This window comes from Pseudomonas palleroniana (assembly GCF_003031675.1).
GTDB lineage: Bacteria > Pseudomonadota > Gammaproteobacteria > Pseudomonadales > Pseudomonadaceae > Aquipseudomonas > Aquipseudomonas palleroniana.
Genome location: NZ_PYWX01000042.1, coordinates 22795 through 37222, shown reverse-complemented (window position 1 = coordinate 37222; position 14428 = coordinate 22795). Strand labels below are relative to the sequence as shown.

Genomic DNA, 14428 nt, shown 5'->3' with positions numbered 1-14428 from the left:
CCAGTCTCAGCCCCCTTTCACTCCCCCTGGACTCGGGCTGAGGCTGCGATTCGTGATTTGCAGTCAAGAGTCCTTTTCGGATCAAGCGGTTTTTCCGAAGGAACGACGGGCGGATACTCGGCTTCGTTGTTTATCGCCCTTCAGGAGTTACCGATGTCTATTCCCCAACAACCTGTTCCGGCCTTCGGCCTCGGCACTTTCCGCCTGCAAGGCCAAGTGGTCATCGACTCCGTCAGCACCGGCCTGGAACTGGGTTACCGCGTCATCGATACCGCGCAGATCTACGAGAACGAAGCACAAGTCGGTCAAGCCATCACCGACAGTGGCGTGCCGCGTGATGAGCTGTTCATCACCAGCAAGATCTGGATCGCCAACTTCGCCGAAGGCCAGTTGATTCCAAGCCTCAAGGAAAGCCTGCGCAAACTGCAGACCGACTATCTGGACCTGACCCTGATTCATTGGCCATCGCCGGAAGACCAGGTGCCCGTCGCCCAATTCATGGAGCAGTTGCTGGAAGCCAAGCGCCTGGGCCTGACGCGCCAGATCGGCATTTCCAACTTCACCATCGACCTGATGAAGCAGGCCATTGCCGCAGTGGGCGCAGAGAACATCGCGACCAACCAGATCGAACTCCACCCTTACCTGCAAAACCGCAAGGTGGTGGACTTCGCCACCGCCCATGGCATTCAGATCACCTCGTACATGACCTTGGCCTACGGCGAAGTGTTGAACGACCCGGTAATCCAACAGATTGCCGAACGCCATCAGGCCACCTCGGCGCAAGTCACCCTGGCCTGGGCCATGCAGCTGGGCTACGCGGTGATCCCGTCGTCGACCAAGCGGGCCAACCTGGCAAGCAACCTCAAGGCCCTGCAACTGACCTTGAGCCCGGCCGATATGGCGCAGATTGCCGGCCTCGAACGTGGCCACCGCTTGACCAGCCCCAAGGGCATCGCACCGAAGTGGGACTAAACCCCGGCCACGGGGCGGCGGGATAACTCCCGCAGCCATGGCAACACCCGCAGCCCCTGGGGGGACGCGGGTGGATCGATGATGTCCATGAAGTGTTCAAGATTGACGTTGTCCGGCACACCCGGCAGGCGTACCAGCACCGTCGGCGTTGCACCGGCGAGCGCTCCCATGTCGAGCTGGTCGTAGACCAGCACATGGCGCACCTGTGGGTTTGGCCCGTCAGCACAGGCCGCCAGCCCCGCATTGATGATCAGCACATCGAAGGGTTCGGCCGGGATGGCCGTCAGGATCTGGACCTCTTCGAAGGTTTGCACCGGCACAATCCGGTGATACCCCAACTGGTTGAGCATTTTTTCGATGTACAGCCGTTGCAGGTGCTGTTCATCGGCAATCAGGATAGTCAGTGCTTTGTTCGGCATGGCAAGCCCCTGGGCTGGCAGTACTCGTCAGTGAGTGCCGACCATTTTCCAGACATACCTCGACGACAAAATCAGGCATGTTCCCCCTTCGCGTAGGAGTTCTCCCAAATCCACCGAATGGCCATCAACTGCGGTCAAGGCCGCTTGCAATACATGCTCAGGCCACGCTGCAAATCATCGATCGCGTCATCCAGCGCTTCAACCACTGGCCCCAACGCTTCGCGGTCGCGGCGCTCACAGACGGTCGCCAACGCTTCACACCCCTGGATCAGCGTGCGTGCCTTGACCATCCGCGCCCCACCCTTGGCACGATGGGCCAGGTCGTGCAGCCCGGCGAAATCGGCTTTGCGTTGCAGCGTCGACAACAGCGTGCGATCCGCCGCCAGACTGTCGAGCAGTGGCATCAGTAATTCTTCAAGGACATGGGGATCTCCACCCGTCAATGCGGCCAAGGTGCTCAAATCGAACGCGGCCACTTCTGGTTCGCAAAGGCTGGCGGTGAGGGGAGCCAACGCGCTCCGCAGATCCTCGAGCCCCGTGGGCTTGAACAGGCACCCGTCCATGCCGGCCTGCCGGCAGCGCTCGGTTTCTTCGGGTTGCGCGTTGGCGGTGAACCCCAGCAGCAGGCACGGCGTCAGGCCCTGTGCGCGCTCCTGTGCACGAATGTCCTGCGCCAACTGGTAGCCGTTCTTGAGCGGCATATTGCAGTCCGTGATAACCCCGTCGAAGTGCCCGGCCTGCCACTGCGCCAGCCCTTGAATTCCGTCTTCGGCCGTGGTGATTTGATGCCCCAGGAAATTCAACTGCCGGGCCAGCAGCAGGCGATTGGCCGGGTAGTCGTCCACCACCAGAATGCGCAGCGCCCGGGCCGACGGGGTCTGTACGCCCGCCGGCAGCGCCTGGGCCGGCAATGCAGCGGCCCGCGCCAGCCTCAACGTCACATCGACTCGAGTGCCCTGCCCCAGCACACTGCTCAGGTGCAACTGCCCCCCCATCATTTCACAGAGGCTGCGGCTGATGACCAGCCCGAGGCCAGAGCCGCTGCGGGCCGACTGCTCACTGTTGCCGCCCTGGACAAAAGGGTTGAACAGCCGTTGTTGATCCTGGGCACTGATACCGACGCCCGTGTCCTGCACCCACAACTGCACGCTCAAATACTCGCCTTCATCAAGCACCTGGGCACCCAGCTTGACCTGGCCCTGCGGTGTGAACTTGATCGCGTTGCTCAGCAAATTGGAGATCACCTGTTTGAAGCGCAGCGGGTCGAGCATCACGATGTGCCCCTTCAGCGGGTCCAACTCAACCTGCAGCACCAGCTCCTTGACCCGTGCCAGCCCCTCGAACACACGCACCACCGAGGCCAGCAACTCATGCAGACTGGCCGGCTGCAATGCCAGTGACAAATGCCCCGACTCGATCCGCGCGATATCGAGGATATCGCCGATCAGCTCCAACATGCCGCGCGAAGCCACCGAGGCCACTTCCAGCGCATCACGGTCAGCCCGGCCCTGCTCGGCATTTTTCAGGGCCAGCTCGATCATGCCGATCACCGCGTTCATCGGCGTGCGGATTTCGTGGCTCATCGTCGCCAGAAATGTGGTCTTGGCCCGGTTGGCGGCGTCGGCATCATCCTTGGCCTCCTGCAATTGGCCCAGCAGCCGCTGACGCTCGCTCACATCCAGCCAGCCGGCGATCATGCCCACCACCTTCTCATCACGATCACGGTACGGCAGCATCCACTGGTAGATCGTCAGCACCTCTCCCGTGGGCACCTTGAGTATGCGGTCCTGAATCTGCGGCTCGCCGTCAGCCATCAACCGCAAGTAATCCTCATGGAAGGACCGGGCCTGCGGGGGATTGCCCGTGTCGGTTTCCACCACGGTCTTGCCGATCACGTCTTCGAGCTTGAATCCAAACACATCCAGATAGGCGCTGTTGCAAGCCATCAAGCGCCCCTGTCGGTCACGCACATAAATCGGGTGCGGCGTACCGTCGATCAAGGCGCGCATGAAGATCATCTGATCACTCAACGCCCGCTCGGCCTGCACCCGCTTGCGGATCAAGCTGCGCAGATAAATGGCCCAGCCCAATGTGACCAGCAGCAACAGTGCCGCCAACCCGAAGCCTTGAATGATCGCGTTGCGGTGACGCAACCAGTAACTGTCCTCGATGATGATGTCGTTGCGCCAACGACCTATCAATTCATCCATTTCCTGAGGTGTGATACTCAGCAACGCCTTATCGAGGATCGAGTACAGCTCCAGCTGACTGCGATTGACGCCAAACGTGACGCGAGCCGGCTCGGAGCCAACCGTGCTGGATACCCGCAATCGGTCGCGGTAGTACCGCGCTATGAGGTAGCGCGCACTGATCAGCGAATTGACCGCGCCGTCCACTCCCCCATTGGCTACCAGCGCCATGGCTTGCTCCGGGTTCTCAACGTCGACAAATTCAACCCCCGGGAAATTCTGCGTGATCGCATCACGCAGGCCATTGCCGGGGATCAGCGCCAGGCGTTTGCCCACCATGTCTTCCAGGGTGAGCGGGCTGCGTTCGTCACTGCGCGTGACCAGCACAAAGGGATTGGTGAGATAGGGCCGACTGAAGCGTATCTTCTCGGCACGCTCGACGCTGGGGGTGACCACCGCCAGCATGTCCGCCGCGCCCGTACTGACTTGATCGATCTGCTGCGGCATTGAAGTGCCCGAGACCACATCGAACTTCAAGCCGGTACGCAGGCTGATGCGCGACAACACTTCGGCGCTCAACCCTTCGAATTGCCCGTGCTCATCGAAAAACGACAATGGTACGAATTTGTCGAGCGTCGCGACCTTGACCCGCGGATGTTTCTGCAACCAGCGCTGTTCGCTGGCACTCAGGTGCAAGCGGCCGGTAGCGACGATCCCGAGGTTGCCGGCGCTCCAACGACGCAGGATTTCCATCTGCTCGCTCGCCGGAATGACCGCCAGGGCGGTGTCCAGTATGGGCAGCAAACGGGTATTTTCACGGGTGACGGCAAAGGCAAAAGGGTTGACTTCCAGGGCAGAGAAGTCGGCCATGCGCACGTTATTCAGATGGTTGTGGTTGATCAGGTAACTGGTGCTGATGGCATCGCCCAGGTACACATCGGCGTTACCAAACGCCACCGCGCCGAGGGCTTCGACGGTCGAGGGAAACAGCTCCAACCGGGCACGGGGATAGAAGGCCTGCACCGCGGCGGGCTGCATATAGTGATAGAGCATCGCCACGCGTTTGCCGGCCAGGTCGTCACTCAGCGCCTGGCTGTCACCGGTGCGGGTCACCAACGTGGGCTGATCATTGGCATAGGAACGGGACAGGCGCAACTGCGGGTCGGCCGCTTCATAACCATTGGCTGAGCCGAGGAAATCCACGCTGCCTTGTTTGAGCGCCTCAATGACCTCATCACGGGTATCGTAGCGCCGCACCTCAATGGGCATATTCAGGATCTGCCCGATCAAGGCGGCGTAATCGGCAGTGACCCCTTCAAGTTCGTCGTTGTTATTGGTCAAGTCAAAAGGCGCGTAATCCGGGGCGGACACGCCCATCACCAAGGTTCGCCGCTCGCGCAGCCAGCGCAGTTGAGCTTCATCCAGCACCACACTGGCTTGCTCCACCCGCGAATGCCCCAACAGCCGCAGCGTGCGCGGCTCATCGAGAGCGGCCGCGCACAGAGGCAACAGGCTCACCAGCCAGATCGCGGTAAACCTCAAAAACGTGGCGCGGGTCATTTCAGATCAGATGATTGCGTTGGGCAAACTTGGACAGATGCACCACCGATGACATATGCAACTTCTCTTTGAGTCGAGTCTTGTAGGTACTGACGGTCTTGTGGCTCAGCAACAGGTCTTCGGCGATATCCTTGTTGCCCAGGCCCTGGGCGAGTTTTTGCAGCACCATCAATTCGCGGTCTGACAGTGCCTCCACCATGGCCGCCTCCGTCACTTGCAAATCATCGCGACGCACCGAGCTGGTGGCGATACTGGGGAAGCAACTGTAACCGGACATGATCGCCTTGATCGCCTTTTGCAGTTCGTCCAGTTCACCGGTCTTGGCGACAAACCCCATGGCCCCGGCACGCATGCAGCGGGTGGAAAAAAACACCGCCAGGTACGACGTGAGCACCAGGATCTTGCACGGCAAGCCCAGCGACTTGATCCGGCTGATCACTTCCAGCCCACCCATCTTGGGCATTGCCAGGTCCATGATGATCAGGCTGGGACACTTCTCCCGCGCCAGTTGCATGGCATCCGCACCGTTGCCCGCCTCGTAGATCTCATCGAAACCTTCCAGCTTCAATAGATGCCTGACCGTGGCACGGATAAACGGGTGGTCTTCCGCGATTAACGCTGTGGCCATAAAACTCCCCTAAGTAGACACCCTTTCACATTACGTAGGGCCTCGGCACCTGTGAGAAATGACAGTCCCGACCAACGGTACTGCGCACATTCCAGGCAATCACCAGGCGCTGCCGGCCCCTTCAATTGAAAACACCACGAGCACGCGAAGCCGGACCAAAAGGCCCGTCAGCCGCAAGTGCGCAACCTTAACAACGTAATAACGCCCCATCTGAAAGGATAATCCTAATTGAGTGTAGGACTTTTCCGCGCACAACCCTGCCAATCCTTGGACCCGCCGGGTTTTCATAGGAGGCTCAGTCGGTGGTACTCGGGCTCCAAAAGGCCTGCACCACCAGAGTTGACATGGAAATACGCGTCACCAGCGCATCCAGTTCATCCCCATCGACCGACGTCGCGACCAGGGTTGCCTCGATTTCCACTTCTTCGCTGCCGAACGGCCGCACGTCGACATCACTGGCTGGGTAATTGCACCGTGCCAACTCGGCTTCCAGCAACACCATCACCGCCTGTTGCTGGCTGCGCCGCGCAATCACATAGAGAATATTGGTGACCTCTGCCGACACCACATCCAACGGCTGGCGGTTGATGTTATTGACGATCGGCCGCAGCAGCGTGTTGGCCGCCAGTATAAACAGGGTGCCCAGCAGCGCTTCGAGAATGAGGTCGGCGCCGGCACAGGCCCCCACCGCCGCCGAGGCCCAGAGGGTAGCGGCGGTGTTGAGCCCACGCACATTGCCCTCTTCCCGCATGATCACGCCCGCCCCCAGAAAACCGATGCCCGACACCACGTACGCAACCACGCGCACCGCGCCTTCCGCACCTCCGAGGCGGTTGGCCATGTCGACGAAAATCGCCGCCCCCACGGCGACCAGCACGTTGGTACGCAGGCCTGCCGTACGCTGACGGTACTGGCGCTCAAAACCGATCAGGCCGCCCAGAATAAACGCCGCGGTGAGGCTGACCACAGTATCCACGAGGGAGTTGAGGTTGATGTTGTTGATTGCTTGCATAAGGATTCTTCCCTGCTCATTACCCGCCAGAATTACGGATGTGGAAACCCTTCACTACCGGGGCACGGCGTGTCGGCATCAACCCCATACCGCAGGTGTGGCAACGGGGTGATGTCAAGGATCGAGCAGTACGCAGCGCCCATCATAAAAGGCAGGCGCATGCGTGGCATCCCGGCGTGAGCCAGGTGCTGATCAGCGTCATGAGAGGGATTCGGGCAGGTGCCAGGACTGGCCGCTGCCGGGATGCCGCTTCTCGCAATTCAAGGCGAGACAACGGCATCGCAAGAACGCGCGTTATCTTGCCAAGTAGGTGCCGGTTACCGAAACCGGCCGACAACTGTCACTCGAACAAGTACCCACTGAGGGTCTCCGCTATTGATGAAAACGCGCGAAGCTTACGCCCCGTTTGCGCGGGAGTAAACCGTAGGAAAGTATCCGCATGGTGAATGAGACAATTCTTCAGGGTAAGTTCAGGCAGGTGATTTTCAGGGCGCGCCCGGTCGATCCCTCGCCACCACCGCCAAGTAATCATCAACCTGCCCATCGGCCAGCGCCTTGATCTGTATCGACACCCGGTTCACCCGCCGCCCCATCTCGATGCCCTCGCGGGTACGCACCTGCACATAACCCAGCCTGGGCCAGAAACGCTCGGCCTTGGTATTGCCGATGACTACCGTCAGCCGAAGCCATCGGGCACCGCGCTTCGCCGCCCATGCTTCAAGGTCTTCATGCAAGCGATGAGCGAAACCGGTGCCATGCATACGCTTATCGACCAACAGCAACCCGATATGCCACACACCGGCTGCCAGCAAGTCTGCGGCGATATTCACCACGGCGACCAGTTGGTCATCACCCCCCCGGTAACCCAGCCAGTACATCCGGCTGCAGCTCCAACCTGCGGGCAGACAGCCCTGCAACTCCTCGTGCGCCTCGGTCGGCGTCGCCGGTTCGCCATTCACGGCGATGAAGTAATCCGGCGCCCGCTCAAACAGCCGTTGCAACTGGGCCTCATCGCAACTGCCCAACTCACTTACCCGAACACCCTCGATAGAGCAGTTCGGTATCACCTGAGCATCAACGTCCATGTCCATCCTCGTTCAATCATCCCGCGTGAGCACTTCCAGCAATTCAATTTCAAAGCGCAGATTGCTGTTGGGCTTGATATGCGCACCCATTGATTGATCGCCATACGCCAAGTGCGCCGGCACGAACAACGTGCGCACACCGCCCACCTGCATGCCCATCAGGCCCTGGTCCCAGCCCTTGATCACCCGGCCCGTGCCGATCACACACTGGAACGGTTTGCCGCGCTCCCAGGACGAATCGAACACCGTGCCATCCTCCAGGGTGCCGGTGTATTGGGTGGTGATCAACGCGCCCTTGACGACGGCCTTGCCGGTGCCGGGGCGGATGTCGGTGATCTGAAGTTCGTCAGTGCTCATGGGGAATCTCGTTGTCGGCGCAAAGGTTGGGGGTTTTCCCAGAATTGGTGGGGTTTGGCAAGTGGGCGCAACGGCCGGCTCAACGAGCGGCTCGTGACCAGGAAACCTCAAAAAGGCGCTGGGTCACGTTGGCGGTTTGCGGTTTCCCTACTAAAGAACGCGATTTTCCCCAGCCAAAAATCACTCCCTGCTTATTCTCTTGTCCCAGCGACTGAAGACAACCTATGAACAGACAATCATCTGATCAGCGAACCTCACAATGACAATAGGCTCAAGCTTCAACTATCCAGCCGACATCGCCCACAAGCATCATCGGAAAAAGCGCTCTCCCAATGATAAATGGAGAGCCAGATTCCCTAACCCGCCAGACTTGTGCTTTGACTATCGCGCACTGGTAGAGCAAAAAAACGGTATCGCACAAGCCACGCAAAACCATCATAAAATCTGCATTATTGGGGCAGGCATTACAGGTTTAACAACCGCACGAGAACTACATCGGTGCGGCTTCACAAACATTACGCTCATTGAAAAGTCCAAGCGCATCGGCGGCAGGCATCTCACAGTCCTTGGGAGCAACAATAGCAATACCCTCGGCCGCCCGCCTTTTGAAATGGGCGCCATGAGAATGCCTTTTTTCAATACGTCCGATGAGCCCCCAAAAGAAGGGCGCTCACTCATGGCTTATTATGCGAGCGTATTTGAATTGGTTCATTCAGACTTCCCTAACCCAGGCAGTCCTGCCGTTCGGTCAACTGGAATATACCTACGAGAAGGGAGCATAGACGGCCACATCGAGCCCACCCTGCTTATATGGAAAAACACCGATGGAAAAACAGTACCACCGGGTGAAACCCTAGGTGCTGTCTTCGCAAAATGGAAGATTTTCGCTGAACGAATGACCGTGCATGTATCGGAGCATTACGGCTGCGAACACTGGGATGATATGTGGGCTTCCATCGTCAAAAAATACGAAGGTATTTCATTTCGCGACCTGGTAAAAATGCCCGCTATTGATAGATGGCAGGCCAGCGATCCAGGCAATTTTGGCGGGCTGGGCATGACCGCACAGGAGTCAGCTGTTTTCTACTCTATTGGAATCGGTGATGGCAGTTGGGGAGCCTTCTATGACGTTTGCTCAATTTACCCCCTACGCACTGCGATATTTGGGTTCAGCAGCCATCTGCAATTGATCCATGGACGCGTAAGCGCAGATGGAACCCCGGTAGCCTCGCCTTATTTGGACGCTACAGAAACTGTGGACTCCAGCGGACTTCACTTTAACAAACCCAAGTACGTAGGATTAGGCGCTCTCGCAGAATCTCTCTTATTCATAAAATCAGACGAGACCCAGGAATCATTGTATGAATACCTGATGAAGAGTTCTTCCGGCTTGCTGACCAGCAGTTCAGTGACAAAACTGAAAAAACTTAAAAATGGTCAAATACGCGTTTACTATGACTGGAACGCCGCACATCCAGATGAGACGGAGAAGAAATTCATCGACGCTGACTCGGTTGTCATGACGCTCCCTTCGTGGCTGATAGAGACACAAATTCTTCTCGAAAACTTCGATCAGACAATGCTCCCATTCGAGATAGTAGCGGCCTACAAAGCCGCTCACTGGGAAACCAGTTGCAAAGTGTACGCTCCGCTTAAAAAGTCTTTTCTCTCACATAACAAAACCATTCCCCAAACCATCGTTACCGATAGCTTGGTCCACGATGTCTATACCTACCGCTACAACAAAAACAACACCTACGACTGCATACTGCTCAGCTACACATGGGAAGATGACGCTACAAAACTTTCGATATTCAGCGACAAGGAGCTTGTGAACAAGTGCATAGAGGAACTGGACAGGATCCTTTTAAAATCAAGCAATATAAAACAAAAAATATCACCTTATATCGGCCGCGAACAAGCGGTAGTCCAACGCTGGATGAATAATAAAAACTCACTCGGTTGTGCAAAACTCTATCGTGCAGGCGCCTACTACGAGGCAGTGACCTTGATGAAATACAACAGAGAGTTTTCTTACACATCGGACCTTTATCTCTGCGGTGAATCCTTTTCTGTCGATGCCGGCTGGACTGAACCCTGTTTCAGAGGTGCGATTGATACGGTGATCCACATCTGCAACAAAACCCAAGCGCTTTTTAATGGAGGTTTTATCATTCAAAACTATCCAGCGTATAAAACGCAACTCAATCAACAGAAATAGACTACTACGCAGTAGGAACCATCCGACTTTCATTCAAACAAGTTGTCACCTCTTATAAACGCCCAACCATTTCCTGGTTGTATAACAATAAGAGGTCATCTTCATGAGCGAACCAATAAGCCCCGCCCGCGTAGCGGTCATCCAGCTTGACCCTCAAGTCGGTATCGACAACCGCGCCAACAACCTGCACCAAAGTCTTGCATTGGCAACCGAAGCCGTGAACGGCGGCGCCAACCTGATCGTACTGCCCGAACTTTCCAATTGTGGGTACTTCTTCAGCAGTCGCCAGGATGCCTTTGATCATGCCGAAACGGTACCGGACGGCGCCAGTGTGCGGGCGTGGATTGATTTTGCCTGCAGGCACCAGGTGTATCTGGTTGCGGGCTTGAGCGAAATTGACGACACGCGGTTGTTCAATACAGCCGTCCTGTTAGGGCCCGACGGGTTTATCGGAAAATATCGCAAAGCTCATTTGTGGAACCTGGAAAAGCTCTGGTTTTCCCCCGGAGATACAGGTTTTCCGGTGTTTGAAACGCCCATCGGCCGCATCGGTTTGCTGATCTGCTGGGACATCTGGTTTCCAGAAGTACCGCGCATTCTCAGCCAGCAAGGCGCCGATATCATTTGCAGTCTGAATAATTGGGTTTGGACACCACCGCCGTTATTCGACGACGCAGGCAAATGCATGGCCTCGTACCTGACGATGACCGCGGCCCATGTGAACAACGTATTTATCGCGGCTGCCAGCCGCATTGGTGAAGAGCGCGATGCCCGTTATCTCGGTTGCTCGCTGATTGCAGGAACCAATGGCTGGCCTATCGGCGCTGTCGCTTCGCCCAATCGCCAGGAAATCCTGTTCGCAGACATCGATATCACCAGTGCCCGAAGTGCGCCAATCTGGAACAGCCTCAATGACCTGCAACGCGACCGACGCACTGACCTCTACGATCAAATGCTCGGGTATTGCCAACACCCTGCCCTGCCACGCTGATCGGAGGGGCACCCATGGAAACGTTATTTACCAAGGCAACACTCGTCCGATCGAGAGCCGATACCACGGTCTTCATCCTGGGTTTGATAAGCGTATTGCTGGTGTTCTGGGTCACCCTGAGTCATCAAGGGTCTTGGCCGGGCTATGCCGAAATGACCGAAAGCCTGCCCCATCCCGCTGCCTGGCTGCGCTGGATACTCGGGGACATCAGTGAAGTTGCCTTCTACAAGCACGAGCTTGCTTCGCTCGGTTTGCTGGGTGGCGCCTACCTGGCTTGGTGGGCAAGCAAGCGCGGGAAAACCTGGCAAGGTTTTTCCATTTCCTATGGTACCGGGCTATGGCCTTGGCTAGTCACCAGCTCACTGCTGGGGCTACTGCTGAGCAACTTGTTATGGGGGTGGAGCGTCAGTTCCGAGACATGGCAACCGACGTTTGCAGCCTTCGTCTCATTGCCGGCGGCGATGGTGCTGATGTTCGGTGGAGGCTGGAAGGTTACGCTCAATAGTGCGTTATTAGGGGCACTGCTGGTTACGCCGATGTGTCTCTTGATCGTGAACTTTGTATGCACGCCACTGGGCTTACCGGTGGTGATCGGCAATGTGCTGGGCATGGCGACTGGGAGTGTCATCGCGTTCCTGCTTTGCCATCGTCTGCCTGCACTGGTGCGGTCGGACTACATCGCGCCCATCAGACCCATGCCGGCCAAGCCACCCACTTATGGCGTAGTGTGGAGCCTGCGCCGGGTGTTGGCGGACTTCTCTGAAGCGCCCTTTTTCGGAAATGAGCTGGCCAGCCTTGGGCTGCTGGCCGGGGTGCTACTGGCATACGCCCTTAACCCGCTCAGTCCGGCTTATGGGTCGGGCCTGGTGTTGCATATGATCGGCGCGCAGGCCCTGACATCCGCGCTGGGTGTGGTGATCTGGCGGCAACAATGGATCAAACGGGGCTGGTATCCAACCTACGTTCCGCTGGTATCGGTGGTGCCTGCGGCAGTATTGGCACACGGTGGCAGTTGGACGGTGATCGGCTCAAGTGCCTTACTGGGCGCACTGATTGCACCGCCCCTGGCCTGCGCAATGGCTGGGCGAATGCCCCCGCACTTTCATCCGTATATCGGCAATGTAATAGCGATGGCGCTAAGCACGCTGCTGGTGGTGCCGCTGGTGGGCTGGTTAGCCTGAGTCACTGAGGTTTTCCCACGCTGTACATTGAACAGCGTGGGAGCAGCCAAACATTTCGACCTCACAACCACCGCCAAAACCGACTCCAGAACCCCCGCCCCAAATCATCCTTGCACCCGGCATATTGCGCCGCATACATCTGCGAGCGTGCCTGCACCTTGCTCGCCACTGGTGGCAGCCAGGCTTTGGCGGCGTAGGTGCGTTGGCGGTAGCCGCCCCATCCTTCGTGGTAGTTCAGGTATTGACCGTAGGCGTCGTATTTGTACACGCCATTGATGGTGTAGGTCTTGTCCATGTACCAGCCGACAAAGTCGATCGCGTCGTCGAAGTCCTGGCGGCTGGCGCCGCTGCGGCCGGTGCTTTTGCGGTAATCGTTCCACACCTCATCTTTGGCCTGCGCGTAGCCGGCGGCCGTGGAGACGCGGCCCCAGGGAATGATCCAGAGCAGATATTTACGCGGGGCCAAGGCGTCCTGCCGGAAGCCGGACTCCTGGTACATGATGGCGAACGGTACCTGGATCGGCACGCCCCAGCGCTTTTGCGTGACTTTGGCGGCGTCGTACCAGTCGTCCTTTTCGCGGAAGATGCCGCAGATATCATTGGGTGTGCGTGGCGGCGAGGTGCCGCAGGCCGCCAGCAGTGAGGTGAGTAACAACAGTCCGACGGCTTTGCCTGCGCTCAAGGGGCACCTTTGTGTGATACGCGTAAAAAGCCGGCATTTTACGCGTTCAGCGAAGCGGCGTCCTTGCCGCAAACAGCTTTACGCCAAAGGTACGCGACGCGTTGTCAGTGCCAGGCGCCCTACCAGGAAACTCAAGGCAGCACCCAGCAACAGCATCGCCAAGGTGCTCCACGCTGCGCGGGACACTTGCTTGGCCGCCACTTCACCGGCCTCACGAGCCTTTTGCTCGGCCTGTTGCTTGAGCTCATCGACCTTCTGCACGGCTTGTTGATACGCCTGAGCATAATTGTCGACGATCTGGGTGGCCTCAGCCTTGCTCTTGCCGGTACGGGCCGCAACGATGTTGATCAGCGCGTCTTTATCCGCGGCATTCAAGGCAGGCTCGCCGGAGGCTTTGACTCGATCGAACCACTGCTTCAACGCATCGCCGGCCTGGGTCGGGTCCGTAGCGGCAGCCGTCGCCGATTGCTTGCCATCGGCCGTCGCCTGATCGGCTTTCTGCTCAATGTTGGCCGGGTCCAGTTCAGGTTTACCGCTTTGCTTGAGCAAAGTGTCGAGCTGACTTTGCAGGCTGTTCCAATCCAGGTGGATGCCCTGCTCGTCCAGTTGCTGCTTGACGCTATCACTGATACCCGGCGCCACAGCGGCGATGCCACTGCCGGCAGCGGACAGGCCCTTGCCCACTACATTGCCCGCCGTACCCACAACGCCGGAGGCCAATGCCGCCAACAGCCAAGTGGTGAACAAGGTGGTCAAGGTCCAGGTGAGTACGCCGTGCAAGCCACCGCGATCCGGTGCGGTACGCCCCGCCACAAACGCGCCAGCGGCAATTGCCAGCAGCGTGGAGACAAACAACCAGATACCTGCGCCCGTACCAAAACCCCGCAACGGGTTACCCGCCTCCATCGGATCGATGGCACTGGCGCCGATGGCAGTGCCCAACACACTGAGCACCAGGTAAGTCACCAGGGCAATTGCACTACCGGCCAGCACAGAGCTCCAGGACACGCGAAATGCAGAACGATGGGTTTCATAGACAGTGGTCATGTTCGATCCTTTGACAGTGATTGACCATTTCAGTCTGGCGAGCGCGCTGTCCGGCGTCCTCGTTCAAATGCACCATGCCACCTG

At 58.0% G+C, this 14428-nt stretch carries 12 protein-coding genes; 4 read left to right on the top strand and 8 right to left on the bottom strand.

What is annotated here, in order from left to right; genetic code table 11:
- Window positions 1-153 precede the first annotated feature (153 nt).
- Window positions 154-972: a 2,5-didehydrogluconate reductase DkgB gene (gene dkgB / locus C9383_RS14660; RefSeq protein WP_090372038.1), complete on the top strand. Its 819-nt coding sequence runs from the start codon at window positions 154-156 to the stop codon at window positions 970-972.
- Here the strand turns inward: dkgB and C9383_RS14655 are convergent.
- The 6 genes from C9383_RS14655 to C9383_RS14625 all read right to left on the bottom strand — a co-directional run bounded on the left by C9383_RS14655 (window position 969) and on the right by C9383_RS14625 (window position 8222).
- The gene (locus tag C9383_RS14655; protein ID WP_060756426.1) at window positions 969-1391 is read right to left on the bottom strand and encodes an aminotransferase class IV; all 423 of its coding nucleotides are present in this window, start codon (window positions 1389-1391) and stop codon (window positions 969-971) included. The two genes, dkgB and C9383_RS14655, sit on opposite strands and share 4 nt — an antisense overlap.
- A 134-nt stretch (window positions 1392-1525) precedes the next feature.
- Complete coding sequence (locus C9383_RS14650; RefSeq protein WP_090372040.1) at window positions 1526-5140, bottom strand: transporter substrate-binding domain-containing protein; 3615 nt, start codon at window positions 5138-5140, stop codon at window positions 1526-1528.
- Window position 5141: 1 nt separating this feature from the next.
- Complete coding sequence (locus tag C9383_RS14645; RefSeq protein ID WP_060756428.1) at window positions 5142-5768, bottom strand: response regulator transcription factor; 627 nt, start codon at window positions 5766-5768, stop codon at window positions 5142-5144.
- A 295-nt stretch (window positions 5769-6063) separates the two neighbouring features.
- The gene (locus C9383_RS14635) at window positions 6064-6780 is read right to left on the bottom strand and encodes an MgtC/SapB family protein (protein WP_060756430.1); all 717 of its coding nucleotides are present in this window, start codon (window positions 6778-6780) and stop codon (window positions 6064-6066) included.
- Window positions 6781-7265: 485 nt separating this feature from the next.
- The gene (locus C9383_RS14630) at window positions 7266-7865 is read right to left on the bottom strand and encodes a GNAT family N-acetyltransferase (RefSeq protein ID WP_090372455.1); all 600 of its coding nucleotides are present in this window, start codon (window positions 7863-7865) and stop codon (window positions 7266-7268) included.
- Window positions 7866-7877: 12 nt separating this feature from the next.
- The gene (locus C9383_RS14625; protein ID WP_090372045.1) at window positions 7878-8222 is read right to left on the bottom strand and encodes an FKBP-type peptidyl-prolyl cis-trans isomerase; all 345 of its coding nucleotides are present in this window, start codon (window positions 8220-8222) and stop codon (window positions 7878-7880) included.
- Window positions 8223-8481: 259 nt separating this feature from the next.
- Here C9383_RS14625 and C9383_RS14620 point away from each other — a divergent pair, with 259 nt between their 5' ends.
- The 3 genes from C9383_RS14620 to C9383_RS14610 all read left to right on the top strand — a co-directional run bounded on the left by C9383_RS14620 (window position 8482) and on the right by C9383_RS14610 (window position 12615).
- On the top strand, window positions 8482-10443 hold the full coding sequence (locus C9383_RS14620) for an FAD-dependent oxidoreductase (protein ID WP_090372047.1): 1962 nt from the start codon (window positions 8482-8484) through the stop codon (window positions 10441-10443).
- Window positions 10444-10546: 103 nt separating this feature from the next.
- On the top strand, window positions 10547-11434 hold the full coding sequence (locus tag C9383_RS14615; protein ID WP_090372049.1) for a nitrilase family protein: 888 nt from the start codon (window positions 10547-10549) through the stop codon (window positions 11432-11434).
- A gap of 14 nt (window positions 11435-11448) precedes the next feature.
- On the top strand, window positions 11449-12615 hold the full coding sequence (locus tag C9383_RS14610; protein WP_162843539.1) for a hypothetical protein: 1167 nt from the start codon (window positions 11449-11451) through the stop codon (window positions 12613-12615).
- Between the two features lie 61 nt (window positions 12616-12676).
- On the opposite strand, the gene C9383_RS14605 is transcribed toward C9383_RS14610, so the two are convergent.
- The gene (locus tag C9383_RS14605; RefSeq protein ID WP_060756436.1) at window positions 12677-13297 is read right to left on the bottom strand and encodes a transglycosylase SLT domain-containing protein; all 621 of its coding nucleotides are present in this window, start codon (window positions 13295-13297) and stop codon (window positions 12677-12679) included.
- Between the two features lie 78 nt (window positions 13298-13375).
- Window positions 13376-14344: a hypothetical protein gene (locus C9383_RS14600; protein ID WP_090372051.1), complete on the bottom strand. Its 969-nt coding sequence runs from the start codon at window positions 14342-14344 to the stop codon at window positions 13376-13378.
- Window positions 14345-14428 lie beyond the last annotated feature (84 nt).